The following is a 25,536-nucleotide window of genomic DNA, read 5'->3' on the forward strand; positions in this document are numbered from 1 at the left end:
CGCGCCGCTCCGGATGCCGGTCCGCTGTCCGCTTTGTTGACCATGGATCCGGTATTTGCGCTTTCGTTTTTGTGCGGAAACGGGTGGTGGACGAGGAATCGATGTCCGCCCACCGCCCGCCCGTCGCCGATTTCCAGCTCATGGGGGACGTATGTCGTACGTGGAGATTCCGGGGGCCAAGGTCCCCATCAGGATGTGGGCCGACCCGGCCCAGGTCGAGGACGTGGCGCTGCGCCAGTTGCAGAACGTCGCGACCCTGCCGTGGATCGCGGGCCTCGCCGTGATGCCCGACGTGCACTACGGCAAGGGGGCCACGGTCGGTTCGGTCATCGCGATGCGCGACGCGGTGTGCCCGGCGGCCGTGGGCGTGGACATCGGCTGCGGGATGTCGGCCGTCCGCACCTCACTGACCGCGAACGACCTGCCCGGCGACCTCTCCCGCCTGCGAAGCCGCATCGAGCAGGCCATCCCGGTGGGGCGCGGTATGCACGACAGCCCGGTCGACCCCGGCCGGCTGCACGGCTACCCGACGGCGGGCTGGGACGCGTTCTGGTCCCGGTTCGGCGGTGTGGCCGAGGCCGTGCGCTTCCGCGAGGAGCGGGCCATGAAGCAGATGGGCTCGCTCGGTTCGGGCAACCACTTCGCCGAGGTCTGCGTGGACACGTCCGGCGCGGTGTGGCTCGTCCTGCACTCCGGTTCGCGCAACATCGGCAAGGAGCTGGCGGAGCACCACATCGGCGTCGCGCAGAGGCTGCCGCACAACCAGGGGCTCGTCGACCGGGACCTCGCGGTGTTCGTCGCGGACACCCCGCAGATGGCGGCCTACCGCAACGACCTGTACTGGGCGCAGGAGTACGCGAAGCACAACAGGGCCGTGATGATGGCCCTGTTCAAGGACGCGGTCCGCAAGGAGCTGAAGAAGGCGAAGCCCTCCTTCGAGGCGGAGATCAGCTGCCACCACAACTACGTCGCGCAGGAGCGGTACGACGGCGTGGACCTGCTCGTGACCCGCAAGGGCGCGATCCGGGCCGGGGCCGGGGAGTTCGGCATCATCCCCGGTTCCATGGGCACCGCCTCGTACATCGTGAAGGGCCTCGGCAACTCCGCCGCCTTCAACTCGGCCTCGCACGGCGCGGGTCGCCGCATGAGCCGCAACGCGGCGAAGCGGCGGTTCTCCGCGAAGGACCTGGAGGAGCAGACCAGGGGCGTCGAGTGCCGCAAGGACTCGGGCGTCGTCGACGAGATCCCGGCCGCCTACAAGCCGATCGAGCAGGTCATGGAGCGCCAGCGCGACCTGGTCGAGGTCGTCGCCAAGCTCAAGCAGGTGGTGTGCGTGAAGGGGTGAGGGGCGAGGGGGCGGTGTGCGGGCCGCCCGTGGGTGGTGCGCGTGCCGGGCCGAGTGGTGCGGTGCGCGTGCCGGGTGGAGCGGCGGGGGTCTGGGGCCTCCGCCGTTCGGTTGTCCGGGCGTTGGGCCGTCCGGTGTCCCGGCTGCCGGTGGAGTGCGAATTCCTCCCGCCCCCTTGACTCGGGTGCGGTCAGAAAGCCACAGTAGCGGTCATCTACGGTCAGCGCTTCGTTCGGCGTGCGGCGGTACGGCCCCGGGGCGGTGCCCCGGGCGGCGGCACCGGCGCCGACCGACCCCTGGACACCGGCCCCGCACCAGCCGCACCGCAGAAGGACCCGGCCATGACCACCATCCTCAGCATCGACCAGGGCACCTCCGGGACGAAGGCCGTCCTCACCGACGAGCGGCTCGAACCGCTCGCCGTCGCCCTGCACGACGTACGTCCCCGCTACCTGCCCGGTGGCGGGGTCGAGCAGGACCCGGCCGCGCTCCTGGCTTCCGTGCTCGGCGCCGGGCGGCAGGCCGTGGCCGAGGCGGGACGCGCCCCCGACGTCGTCGCCCTCGCCAACCAGGGTGAGACCGTGCTCGCCTGGGACCCGGACACCGGCCGCCCGCTCTCCCCGGCGATCGTCTGGCAGGACCGGCGCGCCGGGAGCGTGACCGGGCCGCTCGCCCCGCGCGCCGCCGAGGTCGCCGCCCGCACCGGGCTGCCGCTCGACCCGTACTTCTCCGCGCCGAAGATGGCCTGGCTGCGCGCCCACGTCACCACCGGGGGCGTCGTCACCACCACCGACTCCTGGCTCCTGCACCACCTCACCGGGGCCTTCGTCACCGACGTCACCACCGCGAGCCGCTCCCTGCTCCTCGACATCGACCGGCTCGACTGGGACGAGGACCTGCTCGGCCTCTTCGGGCTCGACGGCGAACGCCTGCCCCGCCTCGTGCGCTGCGACGAACCCGTCGGCACCACCAGCGCCTTCGGGCCGCCCGCCACCGTCGCCGGACTCGTCGTGGACCAGCAGGCGGCCCTCCTCGCCGAGGGCTGCCTCACCCCCTCCACCGCCAAGTGCACGTACGGCACCGGCGCCTTCCTCCTCGCGAACACCGGGGCCGAGGCCGTCCGTTCGGCCGGCGGGCTCGCGCTGTCCTGCGCCTGGCGGACCGCGGGAGAGAGCGCGTACTGCCTTGACGGGCAGGTGTACACCGCGGGTTCGGCCGTGCGCTGGCTCACCGACATGGGCCTGCTGGCCTCCGCCGCGGACCTCGACACGGCAGCCGCCGGGGGCAGCGGGGGCGCCCTGTGCGTACCCGCCTTCGCCGGGCTCGCCGCCCCCTGGTGGAGCCCCGGGGCGGGCGCCCGCTTCGAAGGGCTCGCCCTCGCCACCCGCCCCGGCCACCTCGTCGCCGCCGTCCTGGAGGGCATCGCCGCCCAGGTCGCGACCCTGTGCGCCACCGTCGCCCGGGACACCGGCGCCCCCATCGGCAGCCTGCGCGCCGACGGCGGCCTCACCCGCAGCCGCGCCCTGCTCCAGGCCCAGGCCGACCTCGCCCAGATCCCGGTCGAGGTGCACGCCAGCGAGCACGCCACCGCGCTGGGCGCCGCCGCGCTCGCCCGGCTCGCCCTCGACCCGGGGCTGGGCCTGGCCGGTGCCGCCCCCGCCGGGCCGCCCTCCGCCGTCGTCACCCCGCGCTGGAGCGCCGACCGCGCCGCCGACCACCTCGCCCGCTGGCAGGCCGCCGCCGGGGCCGCCTCGGCCGCCTCCCCGCACCCGGCCCCGTACGCCCAAGGAGCAACCGCATGAGCACCATCCCGGCCGGTCACCCCACCACCCCGGGCCAGGACACGCCTGTGCACGACGTCGCCGTCGTCGGCGGCGGCATCGTCGGGTGCGCCATCGCCCGCGAACTCGCCGGGCACGAGCTGACGGTGGCCCTGGTGGAGGCACGCTCCGACGTCGGCGACGGCACGAGCAAGGCCAACACCGCGATCCTGCACACCGGTTTCGACGCGACCCCCGGCACCCTGGAAGCCCGTCTCGTCCGGCGCGGCTACGCCCTGCTCTCCGCGTACGCCGAGCGGACCGGCATCCCCGTCGAACGCACCGGGGCCGTCCTCGTCGCCTGGAACGACGAGGAACTCGACGCCCTGCCGGGGCTGCGCGAGAAGGCCGGGGCGAACGGCTACGAGCACTGCCGGATCATCTCCGCCGAGGAGGTCAGGCACCTCGTGCCCGGCCTCGGCGAGGGCGTACGCGGCGGGCTCACCGTCCCCGACGAGTCGATCATCTGCACCTGGACCACCAGCCTCGCCCTCGCCACCGACGCCGTCCGCCGCGGGGCCACACTCCTCCTGGACCACCCGGTCACCGCCGTACGCACCGAGGAGGGCGACGTCACCGTGCTGGACACGCCCGCCGGGCCCGTCCGCGCCCGCCGTGTCGTCAACGCCGCAGGGCTCGGCGCCGACCACGTCGACCGGCTCTTCGGCCACGACCGCTTCACCGTCACCCCCCGGCGCGGCGAACTCCTCGTCTACGACAAGCTCGCCCGGCCCCTCGCCCCGCGCATCGTGCTGCCGGTGCCCAGCAAACGCGGCAAGGGCGTGCTCATCTCGCCGACCATCTACGGCAACGTCATGCTCGGCCCCACCTCCGAGAACCTGACCGACCGGGGCGCCACCGGCACCTCCGAGGACGGCTTCGCCTTCCTGCTCGGCAAGGGCGAGAAGCTCATGCCGCGCCTGCTCCAGGAAGAGGTCACCGCGAGCTACGCCGGACTGCGCGCCGCCGTCGACCACCCCGACTACCTCGTGGAGGCCGAGCCCGACGGACGGTACGTCCTCGTCGGCGGAATCCGCTCCACCGGCCTCACCTCCGGCATGGCCCTCGCCGAACACGTCCGCGACCTGCTCGCCGGCACCGGCCTGTCCCTGGCCCCGCGTACCGGCCTGCCCGAGCCGCCCAGGATGCCGAACCTGGGCGAGGCGGGCACCCGCCCGTACCAGGACGCCGGGCTCATCGCCGCCGACCCCGCCTACGGCACCGTCGTCTGCTTCTGCGAACGCGTCACCGAGGGCGAGATCCGCGACGCGCTCCACTCCGAGGTCCCCGCCCGCACCCCCGAGGGGCTGCGCCGCCGCACCCGCGCCATGAACGGCCGCTGCCAGGGCTTCTACTGCGGGGCCGAGGTACGGGCCCGCTGCGCGGCGGCGGGCGCCGAGAGCGCCGGGGACCGGGCCCCGCACGTACCGGCCGCCGCCGCGCACGCCATCGGCTTCGCCACCCCGGCCCCCGGCTCCGCCCAGGCCGCAGCCCCCGCCCGCCCCGCCGGGACCGCACAGCAGAGGTGACCTCCGTGACCATCCCCGTCCACCCCGCGGCCCCGCCCGACGAGGCCGTGACCCTCCCCGTCCACACCCCGCAGGTCCTCGTCATCGGCGCCGGGCCCGCCGGACTCACCGCCGCCGAACGGCTCGCCCGCCGGCTGCCCGGCGAGGTCCTCGTCCTCGACCGCGAGCAGCGGCCAGGCGGCATCCCCCGGCACAGCGACCACACCGGCTACGGACTGCGTGACCTGCGCCGCGTCCTGCGCGGCCCCGCCTACGCCCGTCTCCTCGCCGACCGCGCCACCGCCGCCGGGGCCGTCCTGCGCACCGCCACCACCGTCACCGGCTGGGCCGGCCCGCGTACCGTCGAGATCACCGGCCCGCAGGGACGCGCGCGGGTCACCGCCGACGCCGTCGTCCTCGCCACCGGCGCCCGCGAACGCCCGCGCAGCGCCCGCCTCGTACCCGGGGACCGACCGCACGGGGTGCTCACCACCGGGCAGTTGCAGAACCTCGTCCACCTCCACCACCAGCCCGTCGGCGAACGGGCCGTCGTGGTCGGCGCCGAACTCGTCAGCTACTCGGCGGCGTTGACGCTGCGCGAGGCGGGCTGCCGCACCGCGCTCATGGTCAGCTCCCATCCCAGGCCGGAGTCCTACGGCCTGGTCAACCTCGCCGGGCGCACCGTGCTGAACCTGCCCGTCGCCCGGCGCGCCAAGGTCAGCCGCGTCATCGGCAAGGGGCGGGTCGAGGCCGTCGAACTCACCCACCTCGACACCGGCGCCCGCACCCGCGTCGCCTGCGACACCGTCGTCTTCACCGGCGACTGGATCCCGGACCACGAACTCGCCCGCCTGGCCGGTCTCACCATGGACCCGGCCAGTCGCGCCCCGCTCGTGGACACCGCGCTGCGCACCAGCGCCCCCGGCGTGTTCGCCGCGGGCAACCTGCTGCACCCCGTGGACACCGCCGACATCGCCGCCCTCGACGGCGCACACGTCGCCGCACAGGTCGAGTCGTGGCTGCGCACGGGGGCCGGAGCGCCCGAGGGGGACGGCGTGCGGCTGCTGACCGAGGCCCCGCTGCGCTGGATCGCGCCCGGACTGCTGCACCCCGGCGACCCGGCGCCCCCGCGTAAACGCCTCTCGCTGTGGACGGACACCTTCGTGGCCGCACCCAAGGTGACCGCCCGCCAGGACGGCCGTGTCCTCCACCGCCGCACCCTGCCCTGGCCCGCCGCCCCCGGCCGCGTCTTCCGCCTCCCCTGGTCCCTCGTCGCCGAGGCCCGCCCGGACGCGGGACCGGTCACGATCGGCCTGGACTGAGCGGTCCGCGGGAGGCAGGGCCCCGCCCCGCGTCGCGGGGCTCCTCACCCCTCCGGCGCCACCACCAGCTCCGCCCCCGCCTCGCGGGCCGCCCGCGCCAGCGGCTCGGCGGGGGCGGCGTCCGTGAGCACACCCGTCACCTCGTCCAGGGAACACACCCGGTGCGGGGCGACGGACTGGAGCTTCGCCGCGTCGGCGAGCACCCAGCAGCGCGCGGCGCGGGCGGCCATCGCGCGTTTCGTGGCGACCTCGGCGAAGTGGAAGTCCGTCACCCCGGCCGTCGCGTCCACACCGCCCGAGCCGACGAAGGCCACGTCGGGATGCAGGTCCTCGAAGAAGGCCACCGTCCCCGGGCCGCTGCACACCTGGTCACCCGCGCGCACCCGGCCCCCGGGCACCATCACCTCGATCTCCGCCCGCCCCGACAGCAGCCCTGCCACCAGCAGCGAGGGCGTCGCCACGAAGCCCCGGAAGTCCTCCGGCAGGCAGCGCGCGACCTGTTCGGCCGTCGTCCCCACGTCGATGACGAGGGTCATCCCGGGTTCCACCAGCCGCGCCGCCGCCCGCCCGATCGCGTGCTTCGCCGTCTGCCGCGCCTGCGAACGCTCCGAGAACGAGGGCTCCTCACCGGCCGGGTCACGGACCGCGCCCGGCGTCGCCGCGCCCCCGCGCACCCGGCGCAGCAGCCCCTCGCGTTCCATGAGCCCGAGGTCCCTGCGCACCGTCTCGGCGGACACCCCGAGCCGCTCGGTCAGTTCCTCGGTGCTGATCATCCCCGTCTGCCGCAGGGCGGCGGCGATCCGCTGGTGACGCTCGGCGGGCAACATCGCGCTGCTCTCGCTCCTTCTGTGGCCGTGACTGCTCGTGACTGCTTTCGACGGCAACTGTGGGCCGCCCCCCGTCCCTGGTCAAGCGGGGCCCTGCGGGCGGTACGGCGGGGCGCGCGCCCCCGGACGGCGGTACGACGGCGGCGGGCGCGGGCGCCCCGGTCTCCCGGAGCCCTCCCGCGCCCGCCGCCGTCGGCACGCCGTCCATCCGGCCGCCAGCCGGTCAGCTTCCCCGCGTCAGCCGGTCAGCTTCCCCGGCTCGTCCCGCAGCAACTGGCCGAGCACCGCGAACTCGTTGAAGAGATTCCACTCCTCCACGACGAGCCCGTCCACGAAGTACAGCTGCGAGATGCCCCACAGGTGGACCCGCCGCCCGGTCGGTTCGCCGTAGAGCGCCCAGCCGCGGTGGGTGCCCACCGCCGACCAGCGCACCGACACCCGGTAACCGTCCCGGTCGTTGCCCATCCAGTACACCTCGTCCACCTGCGCCCCGAGGTCGGGGAAGGTGGAGACGAGCGAACGGAACCAGGCCCGGACCTCCCCGCGCCCGTAGGCCGTACGGTCCGAGGCCCCGTACCAGCGCACGGTGGGCGCGTAGGCGCGGTCGACGGCGCTCAGGTCGCGGCGGTTGAAGAGGTGGTGGAAGAGGGCCCGGACGGTGTGCTCGACGTCGAAGCCGGAGCCCTCCGGCGCGGGCGGGTAGGGCAGCGGCTTGCGCCCGCCGAGCAGCCGCTCCGCCTCGCCCGCCTGCCGGTCGTCGAGGACGGGGCCGGTGAGCGCGTTGCCGTGCGCGCGGGCCGCCTCGCGGACGTCGAAGCCCGTCTGTCGCAGCACGGAGCCGGTGTTGTAGAGCACCCACTCCTCGTAGATCTCGTTCTCGCGCACCACGCAGTTGGCGATCACCCAGGTGTCCAGCCGCCGGCCGGTGGGCTCGCCCCAGTTCCAGCGACCGGTGTGGTGGCCGACGTTCACGTCGCGGTGCGAGGTGACGAAGCCCTGCTCGTCGTCGCCCGCCCAGATCACGTCGTCGGCGTAGTGACGGCAGTCGGGGAACGCGTGGATACGTTGCAGCGTGCTGCCGATGAGCTGCTCGACGCCGGTCTTCAGTCCGGTGTCGTCGTGGATGCGCGCGCCGGGCGCGTACGTGTCGTAGATGTAGCCGACGTCCTGGTCCTCCCAGATGCGATGGGTGATCCGGACGATCCAGTCCACGATGTCGCTGTAGCCCTCCTCGAAGCCGCGCAGCGACTGCCGCCGCTCCCGGGAGCCCGGTATCGGCTCGGGCCCCCGCAGCCCGGGGAGGTCGGCGCCCCGGCCGGGGGCGAGGGCGAGGGAGAAGTCGGACGGCATGTGGCGCCGGGCGGCGGGGACGCGCCCGGCTCCGGCGAAGGGGCCGCCGGCCCCCGGGGTCCGCGGGCGGGACCCGCTCCCCGGCGAGGGCGGCCGGGACTCGGCACGCTCCTCGGCCCCGGCGCTCGCCCGGCCGCGCTCGACCGCGTCGGCCGCCGGCGCGGGCCGCAGCTCGGGTTCCTTCATGAGGGTGCACTCCTTAGGGGAGACGGGACCGGCCGGGATGCGCCGGCCGGCGGGCGGGCCACGGCCGGGCGCTTCCCGACGTGGTGCACGCCGCCTCGGCACGGCGGCCGGTGCGGACCACCCGGGGCGGTGGACGCCCGGCCCGGCGGCCCCGTACGGAAAGGGACCGCACTGCTCCGGCGCGGCTCGCCGGGTGCGGGACTCACGGAGGAACGTACGCCCGCGCCCGGCGTCGCGGCAAGAGTTCCGGTCAAGAACGGGCACCTCTGGTCAGAAATGTTGACGGACGGGCAGCCCGGGTCTAGCTTGACGGCTCGGTGCATACGCATGCACATCCGGGAACCGGACAGCGCTCCGGGGCGGGCCCCCGTCTGCCGGGGCCTGTCTCCCCGTCCCGCCCGCCGACGCCCCGGCAGGCCCCCGACGCGGCCCCCCGGTCCAGTCCTCACCCAGCGGTCGCGTCCCCGTCCCGCCCTCCCTCCCCGTAGGAGAGAACCATGGCCCCTCCAGCGCCCCTCACCGCCAAGGCCGAGGACCCGCCCCCGCAGGGCATGTCCCGGGCGGTGGTGGCCGGCTGCATCGGCAATTTCGTCGAGCAGATCGACCTCGGCCTTTACGGCTTCCTCGCCCCGGTCATGGCCGACTCCTTCTTCCCGTCCGGCAACCACACGCTCTCGCTGCTGAGTACCTACGCGACCTTCGCGATCGGCATCCTCGTGCAGCCGCTGGGCGGGGTCTTCTTCGGGCGCATCGGGGACCGGGTGGGCCGCAGGGCCATGCTCACCCTCACCATCAGCCTGATGGGCGTCTTCACCGCCTGCGTCGGTGTCCTGCCCACCTGGGACCAGGTCGGCGTGGCCGCGCCCGTGCTGCTGCTCCTGATCCGGGTGGTGCAGGGCATCGTGCACGGCGGCGAGTACGGCGGGGCGCTCACCTTCATCATCGAGTACGCCCCCCGGCGCAGGCGCGGGCTCTTCATGGGCTACGCCTCGATGGGGGTCTTCGGCGGGCTGCTCGTCGGCGCCGCGCTCTCCTCCCTCGTGACCGCGCTGCTCACCGAGGGCCAGATGTCCTCCTGGGGCTGGCGGCTGCCCTTCCTCGTCGCCCTCCCGCTCGCCGCCGGGGGCCTGCTGCTGCGCCGCCGGGTCGCCGAGACGCCCGCCTTCCTGGCGGCGGTCGAGGGGGACGCGGTGCCCGAGGAGTCGCCCGTGATGGAGACGATCCGCCGCTACTGGCGTCCGCTGCTCACCTTCAGCGGGTACGCCATGACCAACGCGGTGCTCTCGTTCGTCTGGGTCACCTATCTCCCGCAGTGGCTCAGCGACGAGGGCGGCCTCAGCCGCTCGGCGGCGTTCTCCAGCAACATGCTCTCGCTCGCCGCGTACCTGCCGCTGCTCGCCCTCGCCGGGCTGCTGAGCGACCGGGTAGGCCGCAAACCGATGCTGCTCGCCGGCTGCGTCGCCTGCGTCGTCCTCGTCCCGCTCTCCTTCCGCCTCGCCCAGAACGGCACCTGGGGCTGGGCGGTTCTCGCCCAACTCGTCTACCTGGTGCCGGAGTTCTGCATCGCCGTACCGGCGACCGCGAGCCTGCCCGAGATGGTGCCCACCCGGGTGCGGGTGACGGCGACGGCGCTCGGCTTCAACGTGCCCTTCGCGCTCTTCTCGGGCACCGCCCCGCTGATCTCCACGGCCCTCGTCGGCTGGACCGGCTCGCTCTACTCGGTCTGGTGCTACCTGGGCGGACTCGCCGTCGTCTCCTTCTTCGCGGTGCTTTTCGGCTACCGGGAGAGCGCGGGCAAGGACCTCTCGGGCGAGGGCGAGCCGGTCGCGGGCACCGTTCCTGCGACCGTCGGGGCCTCCTGAGGCCGCCCCCGGTCACCTCAGGAGCCGGTCCTCACATGCCGTTCACTACACGTGCCGCTCACTTCGCGTGCTCGACCGCGAGGATCATGACGAAGGCGACGAGGTGGATGCCGAAGAGGAAGTACGCGAGGTACCACCACATGTAGCGCTCGTTCTTCGTCTCCTCGGCGAGACGTGCGTCGTCGTACTCCTTGGAGAGCCGGACGAGGGGGTCGGCGAGCGGGTCCCCTGCGTCGTGGGCGGGCGGGTCGGTGGGTGTCATGCGGATCACTGCTCCCGGTGCACCTTGGTGTTGGAGGCCTGGGCGCGGGGACGGACCACGAGCAGGTCGATGTTGACGTGTGCGGGGCGGGTGACCGCGAAGGCGATCGTGTCGGCGACGTCCTCGGCGGTGAGGGGTTCGGCGACGCCCGCGTAGACCCTGGCGGCCTTCTCCTCGTCGCCGTGGAAACGGGTCAGCGCGAAGCCCTCGGTCCGCACCATGCCGGGCGCGATCTCGATGACGCGCACGGGGGTGCCGACGATCTCCAGGCGCAGGGTCTCGGCGAGGACGTGCTCGGCGTGCTTGGCGGCCACGTACCCGGCGCCGCCCTCGTAGGTGCCGTGGCCCGCCGTCGAGGTGAGGACGACGACGGTGCCGGCGCCGCTCGCGGTGAGGGCGGGCAGCAGGGCCTGGGTCACGTGGAGGGTGCCGAGGACGTTGACCTCGTACATCGCGCGCCACTCGGCGGGGTCGCCGCTCGCGACGGGGTCGGCGCCGAGCGCCCCGCCCGCGTTGTTGACCAGCACGTCCACGGAGGGGTGGGCGGCGGTCAGCGCGGTGGTGAAGGCGTCGACGGCGGCCCGGTCGGTGACGTCCAGCGCGTGCGCCTCGGCGCGGTGCCCGGCCGCGCGCAGTTCGGCGGCGAGCGCCTCGACCCGGTCCTTGCGGCGGGCCGTGAGCACGACGTCGTACCCGGCCCCGGCGAGCTGCCGCGCGGTGGCGGCGCCGATGCCCCCGCTCGCTCCGGTGACGACGGCGGTGGGGGCGGCGGCGGTCATGAGCGGTCCTCCTGAGGGTGGTCCCGGCCGGACGGCGCCGGGACTTTCAGGATAGGCACGCGCGCTCGCCGACGGGCCAGTGCCCTCGGGGCCCGACCGGTCAGTCCCCGGGGCCCGACGGGTCAGTGCCCCCGGGGCGCGTACATGATCACGGCCATTCCGGCCAGGCAGACCAGTGCCCCGGTGATGTCCCAGCGGTCCGGCCGGTACCCGTCGGCGACGACGCCCCAGGCGATCGACCCGGCGACGAAGACCCCGCCGTACGCGGCCAGGATGCGCCCGAACTCGGCGTCGGGCTGAAGGGTCGCGACGAAGCCGTAGAGGCCGAGCGCGATCACCCCGGCCCCGGCCCACACCCACCCCCGGTGCTCGCGCACGCCCTGCCACACGAGCCAGGCACCGCCGATCTCGAAGAGGGCGGCGACGACGAAGAGCAGGACGGAACGCACTACGGACATGGGGGAGAGCCTGTCATGGCGGTTGGGCCCTGTGGTAGGCGGTTTCCGGGGTGGCCCGTCCGCCTCGCCGTAGTCCCGCCGTACCGCGCGTCTCTCCCGTCCCGGCCCGTGCTTCCTCCCTACCGTGACGCCATGGACAACACGACAGAAGCCCAGACCGGCGATCCGTACACGCGGGAGCCGTACACCGTGGACTCGCCGGTGAGTGATCTGCTCGCGCGCGCCGTCGAGCGGGCGGTTCCCGTGGTGCGCGGGATCGGGGAGGCGCGCTTCGGGGACCCGACGCCGTGCCGGGACTACGACGTGCGGGGGCTGCTCAACCACCTGTACCGCGTGACGGTGGACTTCCAGGCCATGGCCGCCCGGCGGGATGTCGACTTCGCCGCGCCCGCGCCCGACCGTACGGGTGAGGACTGGCGGACCGGGTTCGAGAAGGAGGCCAGGGGGCTGGTCGGGGCCTGGGCGGCGCCGGGCGCCGAGGAGGGGACGGCGGGGGCGATGGGGCTGCCCGCGCGGACCGTGGGGACGCTCGCCCTGGTCGACCTCACGGTGCACGCCTGGGACCTCGCCCGCGCCACCGGACAGGGGTTCGCGCCCGATCCGGTGGGCGTCGAGGTGCTGCACGCGTTCATGGCGCGGATGGGGCCGACCGGCCGGAAGATGGGCGCCTTCGGGGAGCCGGTGACGGTCCCCGCCGAGGCTTCCCCGATGGACCGGCTGCTCGCCCGGACGGGCCGGGACCAGGGGTGGACGCCGCCGGGCGGGGGTGCAGGCGCGTAGTCCCGTCCCGGTGCGGGCGGGTGCGCGTAGCCCCGTCCCCCAGGTGCGGGCGGGTGCGGGGAGGCGTGGAATAGACGGGTGGGGGAGGCCGTTAGGGCGAGTGTGGTTGAACAGTCAACTAAATCGGGTGACTGTCCGGCCGACCACTCAGGCGGGGCGCCGCCGGACCGTCCACAGCGGCCCCGGGCGCACCGCACCACGCAGCGCGGAGAGGTGACCGCACCATGGGTATGCAGTTCGGGATCTTCAGCGTCGGTGACGTCACCACTGACCCGACGAACGGGCGGACACCCAGTGAGGGCGAGCGGATCAAGGCGATGCTGGCCATCGCGCGGAAGGCCGAGGAGGTGGGCCTCGACGTCTTCGCGACGGGTGAGCACCACAACCCGCCCTTCGTACCGTCCTCGCCGACCACGATGCTCGGCTACCTCGCCGCGAAGACGTCCTCGCTGATCCTGTCGACGTCCACGACGCTCATCACCACCAACGACCCGGTGAAGATCGCCGAGGACTTCGCGATGCTCCAGCACCTCGCGGACGGCCGCACCGACCTCATGCTCGGCCGGGGCAACACCGGGCCGGTCTACCCCTGGTTCGGCAAGGACATCCGCGAGGGCATCCCGCTGGCCATCGAGAACTACGCGCTGCTGCACAAGCTGTGGCACGAGGACGTCGTCAACTGGGCCGGGAAGTTCCGCACCCCGCTGGAGTCCTTCACCTCGACGCCACGCCCGCTGGACGGGGTCGCGCCCTTCGTGTGGCACGGCTCGATCCGCTCGCCGGAGATCGCCGAGGAGGCCGCGTACTACGGCGACGGCTTCTTCCACAACAACATCTTCTGGCCCATGCACCACACCAAGCGCATGATCCGGCTCTACCGCAACCGCTTCGCGCACTACGGCCACGGCACCGAGGCGCAGGCGATCGTGGGCCTCGGCGGCCAGGCGTTCATGCGGAAGAACTCGCAGGACGCGGTACGGGAGTTCCGCCCGTACTTCGACAACGCGCCGGTCTACGGGCACGGCCCCTCGCTGGAGGAGTTCACCGCGCAGACCCCGCTGACCGTGGGCTCCCCGCAGCAGGTCATCGAGCGGACCCTGTCCTTCCGCGAGGACGTCGGCGACTACCAGCGCCAGCTGTTCCTGATGGACCACGCGGGGCTGCCGCTCAAGACGGTCCTGGAACAGCTCGACCTCCTCGGCGAAGAGGTCGTGCCGGTGCTGCGCGAGGAGTTCGCCAAGGGCCGCCCGGCCGGGGTGCCGGACGCGCCGACCCACTCCTCCCTCGTGGCGAAGGCCGCCGGTCAGCGCACGGGCGACAGCACCGGCGACGACAAGAACGACGACAAGAACGACGACAGGACGGAGGCGACCGGGCGATGACCACGGCGACGCACGAGGAGACCCCGACGAAGGCCCCGGTGCGGCTGGCCGTGGTCTCGGCGGGCCTGAGCGTCCCCTCCTCGACCCGGCTGCTCGCGGACCGGCTCGGCGAGGCCACCGTCAGGGCGCTGGAGAGCGCTGAGGCGGCCGGGGAGGTGCGGCTCGACGTGATCGAGCTGCGCGACCTCGCGAAGGACATCGCGAACAACTTCGTGACCGGCTTCCCGCCGCCCGGGCTGGACGCGGCGCTGGAGAAGGTCACGGGCGCGGACGGGCTGATCGTCGTGACGCCGATCTTCTCCGCCTCGTACAGCGGGTTGTTCAAGTCGTTCTTCGACGTCATGGACCAGGAGGCGCTGACCGGCAAGCCGGTGCTCATCGCGGCGACCGGCGGCTCGCCCCGCCATTCGCTGGCCCTGGAACACGCGCTGCGCCCGCTCTTCGCGTACCTGCGGGCCGTGGTCGTACCGACCGCCGTGTACGCGGCCTCCGAGGACTGGGGCACCGGCGCGGAGGGCAGCGGCGGACCGCTCGCGGCCCGTACCGCGCGGGCGGCCGGCGAACTCGCGGCGCTCATGACCGGCACGGGCGGGACGCGGCGCGCTTCGCAGGACGCCTTCGAGGACGTCGTCCCCTTCGCCGACCACCTCGCGGCCCTGCGCGAGAGCTGAGCGGGGGGCTGGGGCGCGCGGCGGTGTCGGGCCACCTGAGGGGGCGCCGTCCGGCGGCACGGGGCCCCGGGGTCACGTCACCCGAGGGCATCGAGCCGGAGGCCACGTCACCCGGCGGCACCGAGTCCGGGCCACCGCGCCCGACAGGCACACCCGCACGGACGTCTCGCCGTGCGGGTGCGGCGCGTCTGGGCCAGGCTGGTCCGCATGGACCCGATGGAGCCCCTCTCGCTGGACACGGTCGCGAACGAGCTGCACCTCGAAGCCCTCGCGGCCCCCTCCAGGCGCGCCGCCAGGACCCTGCACGGCGGCACCGGCCACGCCCTGCGCCAGACCGTCATCTCGCTGCTCGCCGGTACGGACCTCTCCGACCACGAGGGGCCCGACGAGGCCACGCTCCAGGTGCTGAAGGGCCGTGTGAAGCTCACCAGGCCCAACAGCCTCGAAGGCGACCTGGTCCTCGACATGGGCGAGATCCTGCTCGTCCCCAGGGTCTTCCACGGCCTCAAGGCGGTCAACGACGCGGTGGTCCTGCTGACCGTCTCGATGGCCGAGGCGCTGAACTACGAGGAGGCGCCGCGCTACCAGCCGGGGACCGCCCCGAAGCCGGGCACCGGGGGACTGGGGCCGGGCCGCTCGGTCTGACGCGCGGTCCGCGACCTCAGCCCGCCGCCCCCCGTGCCTCCGGCGAGGGGGACGGCGACGGCTCGCCGAGCTGCCCCCGGCGTACGGTCACGAACACCGCCCCGGCCGCCGCGAGGGCGAAGAGCACGGCGGCGAAGAGCGTCGAACCCGTCGTCAGCCCGACGGCGTCACTGAGGTAGCCGACGGCCACGGGCAGCAGCCCCGCGGGCAGGTAACCCCCCACGTTGAACGCGGCGTTGGCCTCCGCGAGCCGGTCCGTGGGGACGCTCGTGCCGAGCAGCGTCAGCCCGCTCAGCTGGCCCAGCCCCTGACCGGCGCCGGCGAGGACGGCGGCGGCCACCAGCGCGGTCACCGAGGCCGAGCGCACCGCGACGACGAGCAGCGCCATGCCGAGCGCCGTACCCGCCGAGGACAGGGACAGCACGGTGCGGCGGCGCAGCGGCCGTACCGCGAACTGCACCCCCGTCGCGCTCAGGAACATGACGAAGGCCGTCGAGCCCGCCACGATCCCGCTGTCCGTGCCGAGCAGACCGGACAGCAGCGAAGGGCCCAGCGAGAGCACGAACGAGGTCGCGGTGATGCCCGGCGCGAACACCGCGAGCCCGGCGGCCAGCCGCACCCCGTCCCCCTTCGGCACCCGCGGGACCCGTACGAGCGCGCCGCGCGCGAGCGCCGCGCCCGCCCGGCCGGGCAGCGGCAGACGCCACACCGCCACGAGCGCCGACAGCAGCAGGACGGCCTCCACCACGAAGACCGTGACCGTCGGGCCCGGCACCGTCTCGCTCAGCAGCCCGGCCAGGAAGGGCCCGAGCCCCGCACCGAACACCATCGCGCACGAGGCGAGAAGCGCACCGAGCGCCCGCCGGGCGGGCCCCGCCACCTCCGTCACGGCCGCCATCCCGGCGGAGACGACGGCCCCGACCGCGATCCCCGACAACAGCCTGGCCACGAGCAGCGCGGTCACCGTCGTCGCCGTCGCGAAGAGCACGCAGGCCACCACGGCCAGCAGCAGCGCGGGCACCAGCACCGGCTTGCGGCCCCAGCGGTCGGACGCGGCGCCCGAGAACAGCAGGGAGCCGAGCAGCCCCACGATGTAGAAGGCGAAGACGACGGTCAGCGTGCCCTTCGAGAAGCCAATCCCGTGCTGCCAGCGCACGTACAGCGGCGTGGCGGCGTTGGACAGGACGAACACGGCGGTCACCGGCCAGCTCGCCAGCCACACCCACCGCACCGGAACCGGCCCCACCCCGCTCGCCCGCGTGCCCTCCCGCCGCGCGCGCTCCCACCCCGGCCCCGTGCGCGCCGCCCCGTCCCCGAGCACATCCCTGTTCGCGGGCATGACAGCCCCCCTCTCGATCCGTTCCGGCAAACGCCGGCCTTGTACGAGTCGAGTCGAACTTAGCAGCAAGTACGATGGAACTCGTACAAGCGAGTTCGGGGGCGGGGCCGCAGGGGTCCCTGCTGTGCGGACGGACGGCGAGGAGTGGACATGGTGGCGACGGCCGACGACCGAGCGCGGTTCCGGGTGTTCCCCGAGCCGCCGGACCTCCCGGAACCGCTGCCCGAACCCGCGGTCGCTCAACTGCGCCTGGAGACGGTGCTCGCGGCGCTGAGCGACCCGCTGCGGCTGCGCATCGTGCGCGCCCTGCTCCTGGAGTCGGAGCGCTTCGACCACAGCTGCGGCTGGTTCGGCATCGACCGCCCGAAGTCCTCCCTGACCCACCACTTCAAGGCCCTGCGCGAGGCCGGCGTGACCCGCCAGCGCCAGTACGGCCTGGAACGCCGCAGCCAGGTACGCGTCACCGACCTGGAGGCCCGCTTCCCGGGGCTGCTGGCGCTGGTGGCGGAGTGGACGGAGGAGGGGTGAGGGGCGGGGGCGCTGGAACTCGTCCAGGATCGCCCAGTCCGTCGCGCCAAGGTTCCCGGTCGTCCGCGTGGAGGACCGGCGCATCCACGGCCGAAGTGCGCTCACGCCGCTGATCGACGCCGTCCCGGAATGCGTCTGCCGTCTCGTCACCCACCGACGGATCAGCTCGTCGTGTCAGCCGTTGTCGAGGTGGCCGACGCGGATGGTGGTGTGCCGTACGCCCGTCTCGCACAGGACGTCGCAGAGGACTGCCGTAGCCCAGGCTGCGGCGGACGGGCTCCATTCGGGCAGGAGAACCGGCCAGGTCCATGGGCGCGTAGGTGAGCCTCCGCTCCCGGGCGGGTGGCTGCCGCCGGACTGCGGGCCGGGCCGGGCCGGGCCGAGGCGCAGCGCGTTCCGGCCGGCCAGGGTGTCGATGATCTTGTCCTGCCCGGACGGGGGAAGTTCGGCAGTGATCTCGGCCCGCGCGGCGGCGTCCGGCGGGGAGAGGGAGAACCAGGCATCCCCGTCGGCGGCGACGGTACCGAGGTCGTGGGCGAGGTGGACGGGGAGTTGGTACCGGTAGGCGGTCAGGCGTGCCTCGCCGACGCGGTCGAGGCAGTCGGTGACGACCTGGGTGACCGGGAGAAGGGGCAGGGCCTGCCCGTGGGGGGTGACCGGGTAGATCTCCAGGGCGGCGAGGCGGCGAATCCGTCCGTCCTGGGACCAGTCCTGGGCGGCGTCGGCGTGGTGCCAGCGGATGGAGGCGGGCTCGGTACCGGCGCTGTGCAGGGTGGTGGTCCAGCCGTACGCCTGGGCGCGTTTGACAGCCAGGCTGTACAGGTCTTCCTCCAGGCCGGTGTCGGAGAACCACGGGTGCAGGCGCAGCGTGCCGGACACCTCGCAGCTCATCACCTCCGTGATAGGCGCGTCGTCCAGGTCAGGCACTGCACGTCCTCTTCACAGCGGGGGTATAGAGCTTGTTCGGGGAGTCGCCCGTTCCGATGATGTCGACGTCCACGACGCTGCGCCAGGTCGTGGACTTCGTGCTGGAACAGGGTTTGCGGGCGGTGGTGCGCTTGCCCGCGCCGCCGCCCTGGGCAACGGTCTCGCCGGCGGTGGCAACGGTGTGCCACGCACCAGCCTCCACGACCTGCAACTTCACGGTGACCTTCGCTTTGGCGCCTCTGCTGTTCTTGTCGACCCACCATCCATGGCCGGAGGCCGTGCGGGGCGGGGTGCTGGAGATGTGGACGGCGTCGCCGCCGGTGTAGTACTCCAGCTGTAGATCGTGATCTTCATGCTTGGGTTGCGGTTTGTCGCCGGTAATGGCCGGCCTGTGATCGTGACTGGTGGCAGCGGCGCCAGTTGGACCAGTCGATCCGGTGGGCGAGGTCGTGGAGGGGGCGGACGGTGGCGGTGAGGAAGAGGTGGTGGATCTCGTTGCAGGTCAGCGGGATCAGGTCGTCGGGGCCTGGCCGCTGGGTGTGTTCCTCGGCTCGGACGACGGCCAGGAAGGCGTGGGCGAGCATGGCGAGGGTGACCCAGCGGCTCCAGGACGGGTAGCGGCGGACCTGGTGCTCATCGAGTCCGGCCAGGCCCTTCTCGGTCTGGAAGGTTTCCTCCGCCCGCCACCTGGATCCGGCCGTCTTGACCAGGGTGTGCAGCGGGACCGGCGCGGTGGAATAGCAGCGGTAGTAGGCGAGTTCGCCGGTGGTGCGGTTGCGCCGGATCAGCAGCTGACGGTGGCCCGGCGCCGGGTCGGTGAGGTCGATGACGGCCCAGTCGTAGTAGCGGTGCCCCTTCGCGCCGCGTCCGGCGGACAGCTTCTGCCAGGCCCGCTTGGGGAGCTTCCTGGCCAGCGCGTCAGTGCGGAACTTTCCCGCACCGGTGGTCACTTCGGCCGAGCAGGCCACCGCGAGGACATAGCCCATGCCGCGTTCTTCCAGGGCCGTCCGCAATTTCGGGTTGCCGCCGTAGACCTCGTCGCCGGTCACCCGGTCGATGCGGTGCCCGGCGTCCAGGAACCGTTCGATCATCACGCGGGCCAGTTCCGGCTTGGTGGCGAAGACGGTCCTCGCTCAGCCCGGCCGCACGGCAACGCTCGGGATCGTCAGTCCATGAGCGCGGGACGTACAACTCCCGGTCCACAGCCGCGTGCCCGCGTGCGCCCGCATAGACGAGATAGACGGCGACCTGGGAGTTCTCGATCCGGCCGGCGGTGCCGGTGTACTGGCGCTGGACCCCGACGGTGTGGGTGCCCTTCTTCACGTCGCCGGTCTCGTCCACGACCAGCACCGCCTGCTCGTCGTGAAGATGCTCGACGACGTACTCGCGGACATCGTCACGAACGGCGTCAGCGTCCCAAGAGGCCCGGCACAGTAGGTGCTGCATGCCGTGCGGGTTCGCTTCCCCAGCCCACTCCGCGATCGTCCAGCAGTTCTTACGGGGCAGGTCCGGCATCAAGCCCATCACCAACCGGCCGGCCCGCAGCCGGGGCTCGACCCGGGTGAACCGGCCCGCGATCCGACCCATGACCACCTCGAACGCCTCCCGCCAACGGCCTGGATCTATGCTGTGACCTGCGGCCACCGACTCTTCGTTCGTCTTCACAAACAACGATGATCATCGGTGGCCGTACCCGTTCCCGAACCCGCCCCCCACCAGCAAGATCACGATCTACAGCTGCTAGGGCTCCGCTAAACGGCAGACGTAACCGCACGGCTATCGCAGGGGTTGGTATCCGACGGGAGGCCCCATCTTTGAGACGGAGGCGAGCAGGCGGCGAACCGAGCTGCCCGTTCCCGGAGCTCCTGGGCCTCGGGGACTCCGCTGTACCGGCGTAGGCGGACGCGCATGTCCTGGAGTGCGGCCTGGACCTTGACCGAGCGGATGCCGTCGGCGCAGTCCAGGAAGTCGCGCCAGGTGGCCATGGCGCCGTCGACGTCGCCTTGGCGCAGGCGCACGCCGCCGAGGTCGGCGAGGACGATGGCGCGGGTGCGGCGGCGGTCGAGGCCGTGGATGTCGAGGGCGAGGTGGAGGTGTTCCTCGGCGGCGTCGAGGTCGCCGAGGCGGGAGAGGATCATGCCGGATTCATGCGCCCAGCGGCCAGGGGAGTAGTGGGCGGCCCAGGAATCGCCGGCTGCGGCGGTCGGCCTGCCAATGGCGGCCTCTGACAAGGCCAGGTGCTTGGTTGCCATGCGGCGATCGTCATCCTGGGCGGCGGCGTTGGCGAGAGTGGCCTCGTAGTAAGCGACGGCGCGCGGATTGTCGAGGTGGCGGCCGTACTCCACGCAGGCTTCGCCGAGCTGAACGGCTTCGGCCCGGTAGCCGAGATCGACGCACTGAACAGCAAGACCCCGGAGAGCCGTTGCCGACAGTTCCGGATCGCCGGCCTCGGCGGCCAGGCGGAAGGAGTGGGCGTAGTAGCGCTGGGCGAGTCCCCGCAGTTCGGGGGTGTCGCCCTCGTCCTGAGCCATCCAGCCGGCGAGATGAACGAGCTGGGAGGTCGCGGCGAAAAGGTCGCGGCCGGTGGCTTCGGTGAAGTGACCTTCCAGCCAGGGAGCGACGTCCTGGGTGAGGTAGCGGACGGCCAGGTGGCGGGCGTGCCCGCCACCGAGTTCGGAGGCGGAGTCGCCGAGGGCCTTGACCATGTGCCGTACGGCGGCCACCTCGCCCTGACCGACTCGGACAGCACCGGGAAGGGCGGTCTTGGTCCGGCGAGTGATGCTGTTCATGTCAGGCAGGCCGAGTGCGGACAGCGCGTATCCGCTGGAGGCGAGGATGAACTCCCGGCGTTCCACGTCGCTCCTTCCCAGGTGCAGGACTGACGCAACGGTATCTGTGTGGGGTGCCGCAGGCGTGGGCTCCGGGAGGTTGATCGCCTCGGGATCCAGTGCCAGCACCTGCGCGATGTAGGGCCACCAGTGGCCTGGGGTTCGTTCGCCTTCTATCCACCGCCGGGCGTGCTGTCGCTGCAGGCGGCGCGGGTCACCGCATTCGGCTAGGCCGAGAGCGCGCGCCAACTCCGAGGGTCCCCAGCCTCGTTCCTGGCAGGCCCGCTTGATCAGTTCCGCGATGGCCGGGTTCCTCGGCACCCCGTCGCCCTCCCCACCTGGATTACGCGGGATTACGCAGGACTACATCCTGGGCCCTGTCCCGGGAGCGCGACCCGTCGTTCACTGAACATCACCCCGCAGATCTCCGAATGGCTCGAATAGGCCCTATTCAGGGCCTATTGGTGCCTGCCCGAACACGTGAGAGGACCCGATGGTGGAGATGCCCACGGACAGCCCACGGACCCGCACGATCCCTTCCACGCGACGGCCCAGTGCCGCTCGGCATCCTGTCGTACGCGAGGCGACGCGGTGAGCCGTTCCCCCTTATCCGATCCGCTGGAGACAGTCCTGAGCTGGATCTGGGCCCTCGGCACGGCCTCCGGACTCGTCGCGGTCGGCCTTCTGGCCCACACCGAGCACTCCTCCGCGCCGGCCCGTCGGCGCAGCCGACGCTCAGCGTTGAGGACGTTCCGTCGGCCGACGGAACCGTATAGACCCTTCGGCCTCGGTCTGTCCTCCCCGGCCGGGGTCGGAGCCCACCTCGTTTGCCGCAGGCCATCCACGATGCCTCACCGACGTACCCCCTTTTCCGCATCACCCGTGAAGGGAAGCCGATGTCCAGTCCGTACAACAGCGACACGTACCCCCTCCCCGTGTCGGTCGCGTTCAGCGGCCCCGACAACACCGGGAAGACCAAGCAGATCGGAATCCTCGCCCGGCGCATGGGCCCGGCCGCGACCTCAGCAGGCCCACTCGACCGCTACGACCCCCGTTGGAACGTCATCAAGGCCGACGGCATGGCTCGCTGGTGGTTCGAGACCGGCCCGGTGGAGGAGGTCGCCGACGTCCTCGCCACCTCCTACCTTGAACGCTCCCGCCTCCCCTTCTCCGCACCCCTGCGCCTGCTGGACCGGGGCATCCCGATGCTGGAGGCGTCCGTCGCCGCGACGGTCGCCGTACGGGAGGATCTGGACGCCGCGCAGGCCACGGACCGAGCCCGGATCCTGCTGGCCCCGTACGAGACCGACCTGCGGGCCGCCGAGGAGGGCGAGCACGCCCTCGTCCTCCTGCACTGCGAGGATCCGGAGGAAGGTGCCCGCCGGAGCCTGGCCCACGAGGTGTCCGTCACCGACATCTACGCGGCCTACCAACGCCACCTCCATGAGCACATCAACCGCCTAGTCGACGAGGGGCGCTTCCCGATGGCCATCCGCATCGGGGATCGGCCGACCGTCGCCGTCCAGGACGAGGTGCGCCAGCTTCTGGCACCGCTGCATCCGGAGGTGCCCGGCCGTGCCCTGGCCGGAGTGCACGTCACCGCGCTGGGCGGGATGTCGGAGAGCGGCAAGAGCACGGCTGGCGAGTATCTGCGCACCCAGCACGGCCACGCCCGCCTCAAGATCGGGTATCTCATCGAGAACTCCGCCAGCCGCGCCGGAATCGGCGACCCGTACCGACTGGGTCCAGTCGTGCAGGCCGAGTTGATTGTGGACTCGCTGGACCGCTTCTACCAGGCCCACCACTTCCTCGACTCCGTCAGCATCGAGTCGCTGCACGACTTCGACTCGACCGCCGAACTCGCCCGGATGCTCGGGCCCCAGCTCACCATCGCGTACCTGGACGCCTCCGAGGCCACACGCATCCGGCGAGGTACTGCTGGCTCCCAGGACGTCATCGACCGCGACCTCACCAAATGCGCACGAGGCGCGGACAAGATCGTCTCGATCGCCCATGAGGTCATCAGCAACGACGGACCGCGCCTGGAGCTGGAGCGGCGGTTGGACCGTATCGCGCTCGATCGACGCTGGCCGGAACACGAGCCCTCAACCATGCCGGTCAACGCGCTCGGACTCCCCGTGAACCTGGAGTCCTATCTGGCCGAATTCATCGACCGCACCACCGGCCTCCGCCCGTTGATCGATCTTCTGGCCGTCACCGGCAGCGGCGCCCGGGGCAAGTACCAGCACGGCTGGAGCGACCTCGACGTCCTCGTCGTGGCCGATACCTCCTCCCTCGACGAGATGCGCCAGATCCTCGCGGATCTGGCGACCGAACTCCGCGGGGTCAAGCTGGGCATCACCGTACTGACCCGTGCCGAGTGTCGGGCCGGCGCCATCACCTCTCGACTCCTTCACGTCCTCGCTCTCATCGGTAGCGGGTCGCTGGTCCCCTTGTGGTCCACCCCCGGTCTGTCTCTGCCCGCTCCGGACGCGGCAACCGACATCGCAGCAGGCCTGCGCGACGGTATCCAGGCCGCCATCGAGATCCGCCGCCAGTTCCTCAAAGGCAGCCCCGACCTCCGCGCCCTCTACAAGGTCACGGCGTTGCTCGCGAAGATCCAGCTCCGCTTCAAGGGAATCGAGTGCCCCTCCGACAGCGACGCCCTCACCGTCCTCCTCGACGCCACACGGCAGGACACGAGCTTGGTCACCACCGCTCGCACCGAGCCGCTCGCTGCCGAAGCGCTTGCGCTCCTCGTTCTCCAGGGATGGCTGGACACTCTTCCTGGAGAGACGCGGTGAGCGCGACGGGCAGGTGGGCCACGGCAGCAACGGGTATCTTCCACAAGCCGGTGGCTACCCGCGAGCAGGCCGAGAACGAGGCGAAGGGGCGTGCGCGGCTCGCCTCTCGCGTCGCGGTTCCGGCCCTCCGCGGGCAGATCGCGTCACCGGACAGGCAGATCCTCGTTTACGAGGATGTCTTCGCTACCGGCCGGTGCGAGCTGCTGATGGGCGACGTGATTGCCCTCGCCGACCGCGATCCGACCGTCCAGCCCCGCTTGGCCCGCCTCGTGGACGGCGTCTGCGCCGACCTGCGGGCGGCGGCCGAGGAGACCGGGAAGCACACGCCACTGGCCGAGTGCGTACCGGACCTCTACCTCGACCGCATCCGCCCCGGGGGACGGCTGGACCGCTGGTACCTGCGCCGCGACCTGCCCATCGCTCTGCCTCACACCGATACCACCCTCACCGTCCGGGAACTGGCCGACTTCACCCTCACCGCCAACGGCAGACCGCTGACGCTGGATGTCGCCGACACCATCGAGCGCCTCCGTGACGCGCTGGCCCCTGACCGCCGCCTGCGCGCCGGCCTGACGCAGGGCGACCCCACCGAACCCAACATCGCCGACCCGCTGTGCTGGCTCGACTTCGAGTACGCCGGGCGCAACACCGTCGCGGGCGAGGCCGCCAACCTGCTCTGGTACCTGGTGGCCCTGGGCGGTTGGCTCGTCCCCCGCTACCAGCCCGACGTGTACGCCCGCACCCTCCGCCTTGCCCTGCCGCCTCTGGCCCGCCCTCGCATCGAGCACCTGGAACTGCACAGGAGCAGTCGCCACATCGATGTCCGACACTCCTGGAACACCAGCCCCGGCCGCGCTGCGGCCATCACTCGTGCCCTGGACGGCCTCCGCATCGAGAGCAGCGGCGGCATGGAGGAGATCCGTGCCTTTCTCGCCCTGCGCGTCCTCGGCGTCATCCCGCCCTCCCGGCTCACCGGACACGACCTTCTGCTCGTTCTGATCAAACTGGCCGAGAGTCAGGACCCGCACATGACCCTCGACACCTTCTTCACCACAACACCGGCCTCTCACCCCCACCCCGGCGAACGGAGCGGCAATGTCCCTGTCACTGCTTGAGAGTCCTCTCCAGAGTCGGCCCCTCCAGGGGCGCACCGCCCTCGTCACAGGCGGGGCCACCGGCATCGGCGCCGAGATCGGACGGACGCTCGCGGCCGCCGGAGCAACCGTGGCGGTCAACCACCTCGGCCAAGACCCCGACGCTCACGCCCTCCTCGCCGCCTTCGAACGCGTGGGCAGCCCTGGGATCGCGGTGAACTCCGACCTGACCGATCCAGGCTCCGTTCGGACCATGGCCGACCTCGTCCGCGCCGAGATCGGACCCGTCGACATCCTGGTGAACAACGCCGGTTCCTACCCCCGCGTCGCCTGGCAGGACACCGACGAGACCGCCTGGAACTACTCCCTCGACGTGAACCTCACCGCCCACTACCGCGCCTGCCACGCCTTCACCCCCGGCATGATCGAACGCCGCTGGGGCCGGATCGTGAACATCGGCAGCGTCAACGCCCGCGCCGGCCGAACGAACCTCGTCGCATACAGCACCGCGAAGGCCGGGCTGCTGGGACTGACCCGCTCCCTCGCCCGCGAACTGGGTCCGTTCGGGATCTGCGTCAACACCGTCATGCCCGGCGCCATCCAGGTCGAGGCCGAGAATGCCCTCCCCGCCCGGCACCGTGCGCGGCCGGAGGACCAGATCAAGCGCCAGTGCGTCCCGCGCCGTGGCCGCCCCGAGGACGTCGCCGCCCTGGTGGCGTTTCTCGTAAGCCCTTCCGCCTCGTTCATTACGGGGCAGTCCGTCCACGTCGATGGTGGCTGGCTGCTCCACTGAGTACGTCAACAAGCAAGGAGACCCAA

22 protein-coding genes and 1 pseudogene are annotated in these 25,536 nt (G+C 72.5%); 13 read left to right on the forward strand and 10 right to left on the reverse strand.

Translation table 11 applies throughout. The annotated features are described in order from the left end of the window. Positions 1 to 151: 151 nt before the first annotated feature. From AB0J21_RS17070 to AB0J21_RS17085, 4 genes are all read left to right on the forward strand, one after another. Positions 152 to 1,345 carry an RtcB family protein gene (locus AB0J21_RS17070; protein WP_363146788.1) on the forward strand — a complete coding sequence of 398 codons (1,194 nt, stop codon included), beginning with the start codon at positions 152 to 154 and terminating at the stop codon, positions 1,343 to 1,345. Positions 1,346 to 1,686: 341 nt separating this feature from the next. Continuing rightward, positions 1,687 to 3,147: an FGGY family carbohydrate kinase gene (locus AB0J21_RS17075; protein ID WP_363146789.1), complete on the forward strand. Its 1,461-nt coding sequence runs from the start codon at positions 1,687 to 1,689 to the stop codon at positions 3,145 to 3,147. After that, on the forward strand, positions 3,144 to 4,694 hold the full coding sequence (locus tag AB0J21_RS17080) for an NAD(P)/FAD-dependent oxidoreductase (RefSeq protein WP_363146790.1): 1,551 nt from the start codon (positions 3,144 to 3,146) through the stop codon (positions 4,692 to 4,694). The genes AB0J21_RS17075 and AB0J21_RS17080 overlap by 4 nt, the downstream gene beginning before the upstream one ends. A 5-nt stretch (positions 4,695 to 4,699) precedes the next feature. Beyond that, positions 4,700 to 5,995 (forward strand): FAD-dependent oxidoreductase, encoded by a 1,296-nt coding sequence (locus AB0J21_RS17085; protein ID WP_363146791.1) that lies wholly within the window; start codon positions 4,700 to 4,702, stop codon positions 5,993 to 5,995. Between the two features lie 44 nt (positions 5,996 to 6,039). On the opposite strand, the gene AB0J21_RS17090 is transcribed toward AB0J21_RS17085, so the two are convergent. Both AB0J21_RS17090 and AB0J21_RS17095 read right to left on the reverse strand, forming a co-directional pair. Continuing rightward, on the reverse strand, positions 6,040 to 6,822 hold the full coding sequence (locus AB0J21_RS17090) for a DeoR/GlpR family DNA-binding transcription regulator (protein WP_363146792.1): 783 nt from the start codon (positions 6,820 to 6,822) through the stop codon (positions 6,040 to 6,042). Between the two features lie 237 nt (positions 6,823 to 7,059). Further along, positions 7,060 to 8,358, reverse strand: coding sequence for an ester cyclase (locus tag AB0J21_RS17095; RefSeq protein ID WP_363146793.1), 1,299 nt, complete (start codon positions 8,356 to 8,358; stop codon positions 7,060 to 7,062). Between the two features lie 497 nt (positions 8,359 to 8,855). Here AB0J21_RS17095 and AB0J21_RS17100 point away from each other — a divergent pair, with 497 nt between their 5' ends. Then, positions 8,856 to 10,220, forward strand: coding sequence for an MFS transporter (locus AB0J21_RS17100; protein WP_363146794.1), 1,365 nt, complete (start codon positions 8,856 to 8,858; stop codon positions 10,218 to 10,220). A gap of 58 nt (positions 10,221 to 10,278) precedes the next feature. On the opposite strand, the gene AB0J21_RS17105 is transcribed toward AB0J21_RS17100, so the two are convergent. The 3 genes from AB0J21_RS17105 to AB0J21_RS17115 form a co-directional block, all read right to left on the reverse strand. Beyond that, positions 10,279 to 10,482 (reverse strand): hypothetical protein, encoded by a 204-nt coding sequence (locus tag AB0J21_RS17105; protein ID WP_363146795.1) that lies wholly within the window; start codon positions 10,480 to 10,482, stop codon positions 10,279 to 10,281. 5 nt (positions 10,483 to 10,487) lie between these two features. Next, on the reverse strand, positions 10,488 to 11,261 hold the full coding sequence (locus tag AB0J21_RS17110) for an SDR family NAD(P)-dependent oxidoreductase (protein ID WP_363146796.1): 774 nt from the start codon (positions 11,259 to 11,261) through the stop codon (positions 10,488 to 10,490). 122 nt (positions 11,262 to 11,383) lie between these two features. Further along, a complete protein-coding gene (locus AB0J21_RS17115; RefSeq protein ID WP_363146797.1) occupies positions 11,384 to 11,719 on the reverse strand; it encodes a YnfA family protein in 336 nt (111 codons plus the stop codon). A 132-nt stretch (positions 11,720 to 11,851) separates the two neighbouring features. Here AB0J21_RS17115 and AB0J21_RS17120 point away from each other — a divergent pair, with 132 nt between their 5' ends. From AB0J21_RS17120 to AB0J21_RS17135, 4 genes are all read left to right on the forward strand, one after another. After that, positions 11,852 to 12,499, forward strand: a complete 648-nt coding sequence (locus AB0J21_RS17120; RefSeq protein ID WP_363146798.1) for a TIGR03086 family metal-binding protein — start codon at positions 11,852 to 11,854, stop codon at positions 12,497 to 12,499. A 230-nt stretch (positions 12,500 to 12,729) separates the two neighbouring features. After that, complete coding sequence (locus AB0J21_RS17125) at positions 12,730 to 13,881, forward strand: LLM class flavin-dependent oxidoreductase (protein WP_363147209.1); 1,152 nt, start codon at positions 12,730 to 12,732, stop codon at positions 13,879 to 13,881. Beyond that, positions 13,878 to 14,552: an FMN reductase gene (locus AB0J21_RS17130; protein ID WP_363146799.1), complete on the forward strand. Its 675-nt coding sequence runs from the start codon at positions 13,878 to 13,880 to the stop codon at positions 14,550 to 14,552. The genes AB0J21_RS17125 and AB0J21_RS17130 overlap by 4 nt, the downstream gene beginning before the upstream one ends. Before the next feature lie 207 nt (positions 14,553 to 14,759). After that, positions 14,760 to 15,197 (forward strand): cupin, encoded by a 438-nt coding sequence (locus AB0J21_RS17135; RefSeq protein WP_363146800.1) that lies wholly within the window; start codon positions 14,760 to 14,762, stop codon positions 15,195 to 15,197. A gap of 16 nt (positions 15,198 to 15,213) precedes the next feature. On the opposite strand, the gene AB0J21_RS17140 is transcribed toward AB0J21_RS17135, so the two are convergent. After that, on the reverse strand, positions 15,214 to 16,536 hold the full coding sequence (locus AB0J21_RS17140) for an MFS transporter (protein WP_363146801.1): 1,323 nt from the start codon (positions 16,534 to 16,536) through the stop codon (positions 15,214 to 15,216). 150 nt (positions 16,537 to 16,686) lie between these two features. Between AB0J21_RS17140 and AB0J21_RS17145 the strand changes: the two genes are divergently transcribed. Continuing rightward, a complete protein-coding gene (locus AB0J21_RS17145) occupies positions 16,687 to 17,064 on the forward strand; it encodes an ArsR family transcriptional regulator (RefSeq protein WP_363146802.1) in 378 nt (125 codons plus the stop codon). Positions 17,065 to 17,238: 174 nt separating this feature from the next. On the opposite strand, the gene AB0J21_RS17150 is transcribed toward AB0J21_RS17145, so the two are convergent. The 4 genes and pseudogenes from AB0J21_RS17150 to AB0J21_RS17165 form a co-directional block, all read right to left on the reverse strand. Continuing rightward, on the reverse strand, positions 17,239 to 17,991 hold the full coding sequence (locus AB0J21_RS17150) for a hypothetical protein (protein WP_363146803.1): 753 nt from the start codon (positions 17,989 to 17,991) through the stop codon (positions 17,239 to 17,241). Continuing rightward, the gene (locus AB0J21_RS17155) at positions 17,984 to 18,208 is read right to left on the reverse strand and encodes a hypothetical protein (RefSeq protein ID WP_363146804.1); all 225 of its coding nucleotides are present in this window, start codon (positions 18,206 to 18,208) and stop codon (positions 17,984 to 17,986) included. The genes AB0J21_RS17150 and AB0J21_RS17155 overlap by 8 nt, the downstream gene beginning before the upstream one ends. A gap of 133 nt (positions 18,209 to 18,341) precedes the next feature. Further along, positions 18,342 to 19,578: pseudogene (locus AB0J21_RS17160) on the reverse strand (IS701 family transposase). A 164-nt stretch (positions 19,579 to 19,742) separates the two neighbouring features. Next, on the reverse strand, positions 19,743 to 20,846 hold the full coding sequence (locus AB0J21_RS17165; protein WP_363146805.1) for a tetratricopeptide repeat protein: 1,104 nt from the start codon (positions 20,844 to 20,846) through the stop codon (positions 19,743 to 19,745). Positions 20,847 to 21,715: 869 nt separating this feature from the next. Between AB0J21_RS17165 and AB0J21_RS17170 the strand changes: the two genes are divergently transcribed. From AB0J21_RS17170 to fabG, 3 genes are read left to right on the forward strand one after another with little or no spacing between them, the layout of a single operon-like run. Further along, positions 21,716 to 23,623, forward strand: a complete 1,908-nt coding sequence (locus tag AB0J21_RS17170) for a nucleotidyltransferase domain-containing protein (protein ID WP_363146806.1) — start codon at positions 21,716 to 21,718, stop codon at positions 23,621 to 23,623. Between the two features lie 50 nt (positions 23,624 to 23,673). Continuing rightward, positions 23,674 to 24,738, forward strand: coding sequence for a hypothetical protein (locus tag AB0J21_RS17175; RefSeq protein WP_363146807.1), 1,065 nt, complete (start codon positions 23,674 to 23,676; stop codon positions 24,736 to 24,738). Continuing rightward, a complete protein-coding gene (gene fabG, locus AB0J21_RS17180; RefSeq protein ID WP_363146808.1) occupies positions 24,719 to 25,510 on the forward strand; it encodes a 3-oxoacyl-ACP reductase FabG in 792 nt (263 codons plus the stop codon). Before AB0J21_RS17175 ends, fabG begins: the two co-directional genes overlap by 20 nt. Positions 25,511 to 25,536 lie beyond the last annotated feature (26 nt).

This window comes from Streptomyces sp. NPDC049954, assembly GCF_040656295.1.
Taxonomy (GTDB): Bacteria; Actinomycetota; Actinomycetes; order Streptomycetales; family Streptomycetaceae; genus Streptomyces.

What these genes read in the sequence shown, in the direction of transcription:
- AB0J21_RS17095 (WP_363146793.1), bottom strand. Translation starts at nt 8,358, where the DNA reads ATGAAGGAACCCGAGCTGCGGCCCGCGCCGGCGGCCGACGCGGTCGAG.
- AB0J21_RS17070 (WP_363146788.1), top strand. Translation starts at nt 152, where the DNA reads ATGTCGTACGTGGAGATTCCGGGGGCCAAGGTCCCCATCAGGATGTGG.
- fabG (WP_363146808.1), top strand. Translation starts at nt 24,719, where the DNA reads ATGTCCCTGTCACTGCTTGAGAGTCCTCTCCAGAGTCGGCCCCTCCAG.
- AB0J21_RS17130 (WP_363146799.1), top strand. Translation starts at nt 13,878, where the DNA reads ATGACCACGGCGACGCACGAGGAGACCCCGACGAAGGCCCCGGTGCGG.
- AB0J21_RS17135 (WP_363146800.1), top strand. Translation starts at nt 14,760, where the DNA reads ATGGACCCGATGGAGCCCCTCTCGCTGGACACGGTCGCGAACGAGCTG.
- AB0J21_RS17120 (WP_363146798.1), top strand. Translation starts at nt 11,852, where the DNA reads ATGGACAACACGACAGAAGCCCAGACCGGCGATCCGTACACGCGGGAG.
- AB0J21_RS17090 (WP_363146792.1), bottom strand. Translation starts at nt 6,822, where the DNA reads ATGTTGCCCGCCGAGCGTCACCAGCGGATCGCCGCCGCCCTGCGGCAG.
- AB0J21_RS17170 (WP_363146806.1), top strand. Translation starts at nt 21,716, where the DNA reads ATGTCCAGTCCGTACAACAGCGACACGTACCCCCTCCCCGTGTCGGTC.
- AB0J21_RS17110 (WP_363146796.1), bottom strand. Translation starts at nt 11,261, where the DNA reads ATGACCGCCGCCGCCCCCACCGCCGTCGTCACCGGAGCGAGCGGGGGC.
- AB0J21_RS17140 (WP_363146801.1), bottom strand. Translation starts at nt 16,536, where the DNA reads ATGCCCGCGAACAGGGATGTGCTCGGGGACGGGGCGGCGCGCACGGGG.
- AB0J21_RS17075 (WP_363146789.1), top strand. Translation starts at nt 1,687, where the DNA reads ATGACCACCATCCTCAGCATCGACCAGGGCACCTCCGGGACGAAGGCC.
- AB0J21_RS17080 (WP_363146790.1), top strand. Translation starts at nt 3,144, where the DNA reads ATGAGCACCATCCCGGCCGGTCACCCCACCACCCCGGGCCAGGACACG.
- AB0J21_RS17105 (WP_363146795.1), bottom strand. Translation starts at nt 10,482, where the DNA reads ATGACACCCACCGACCCGCCCGCCCACGACGCAGGGGACCCGCTCGCC.
- AB0J21_RS17125 (WP_363147209.1), top strand. Translation starts at nt 12,730, where the DNA reads ATGCAGTTCGGGATCTTCAGCGTCGGTGACGTCACCACTGACCCGACG.
- AB0J21_RS17145 (WP_363146802.1), top strand. Translation starts at nt 16,687, where the DNA reads ATGGTGGCGACGGCCGACGACCGAGCGCGGTTCCGGGTGTTCCCCGAG.
- AB0J21_RS17100 (WP_363146794.1), top strand. Translation starts at nt 8,856, where the DNA reads ATGGCCCCTCCAGCGCCCCTCACCGCCAAGGCCGAGGACCCGCCCCCG.
- AB0J21_RS17115 (WP_363146797.1), bottom strand. Translation starts at nt 11,719, where the DNA reads ATGTCCGTAGTGCGTTCCGTCCTGCTCTTCGTCGTCGCCGCCCTCTTC.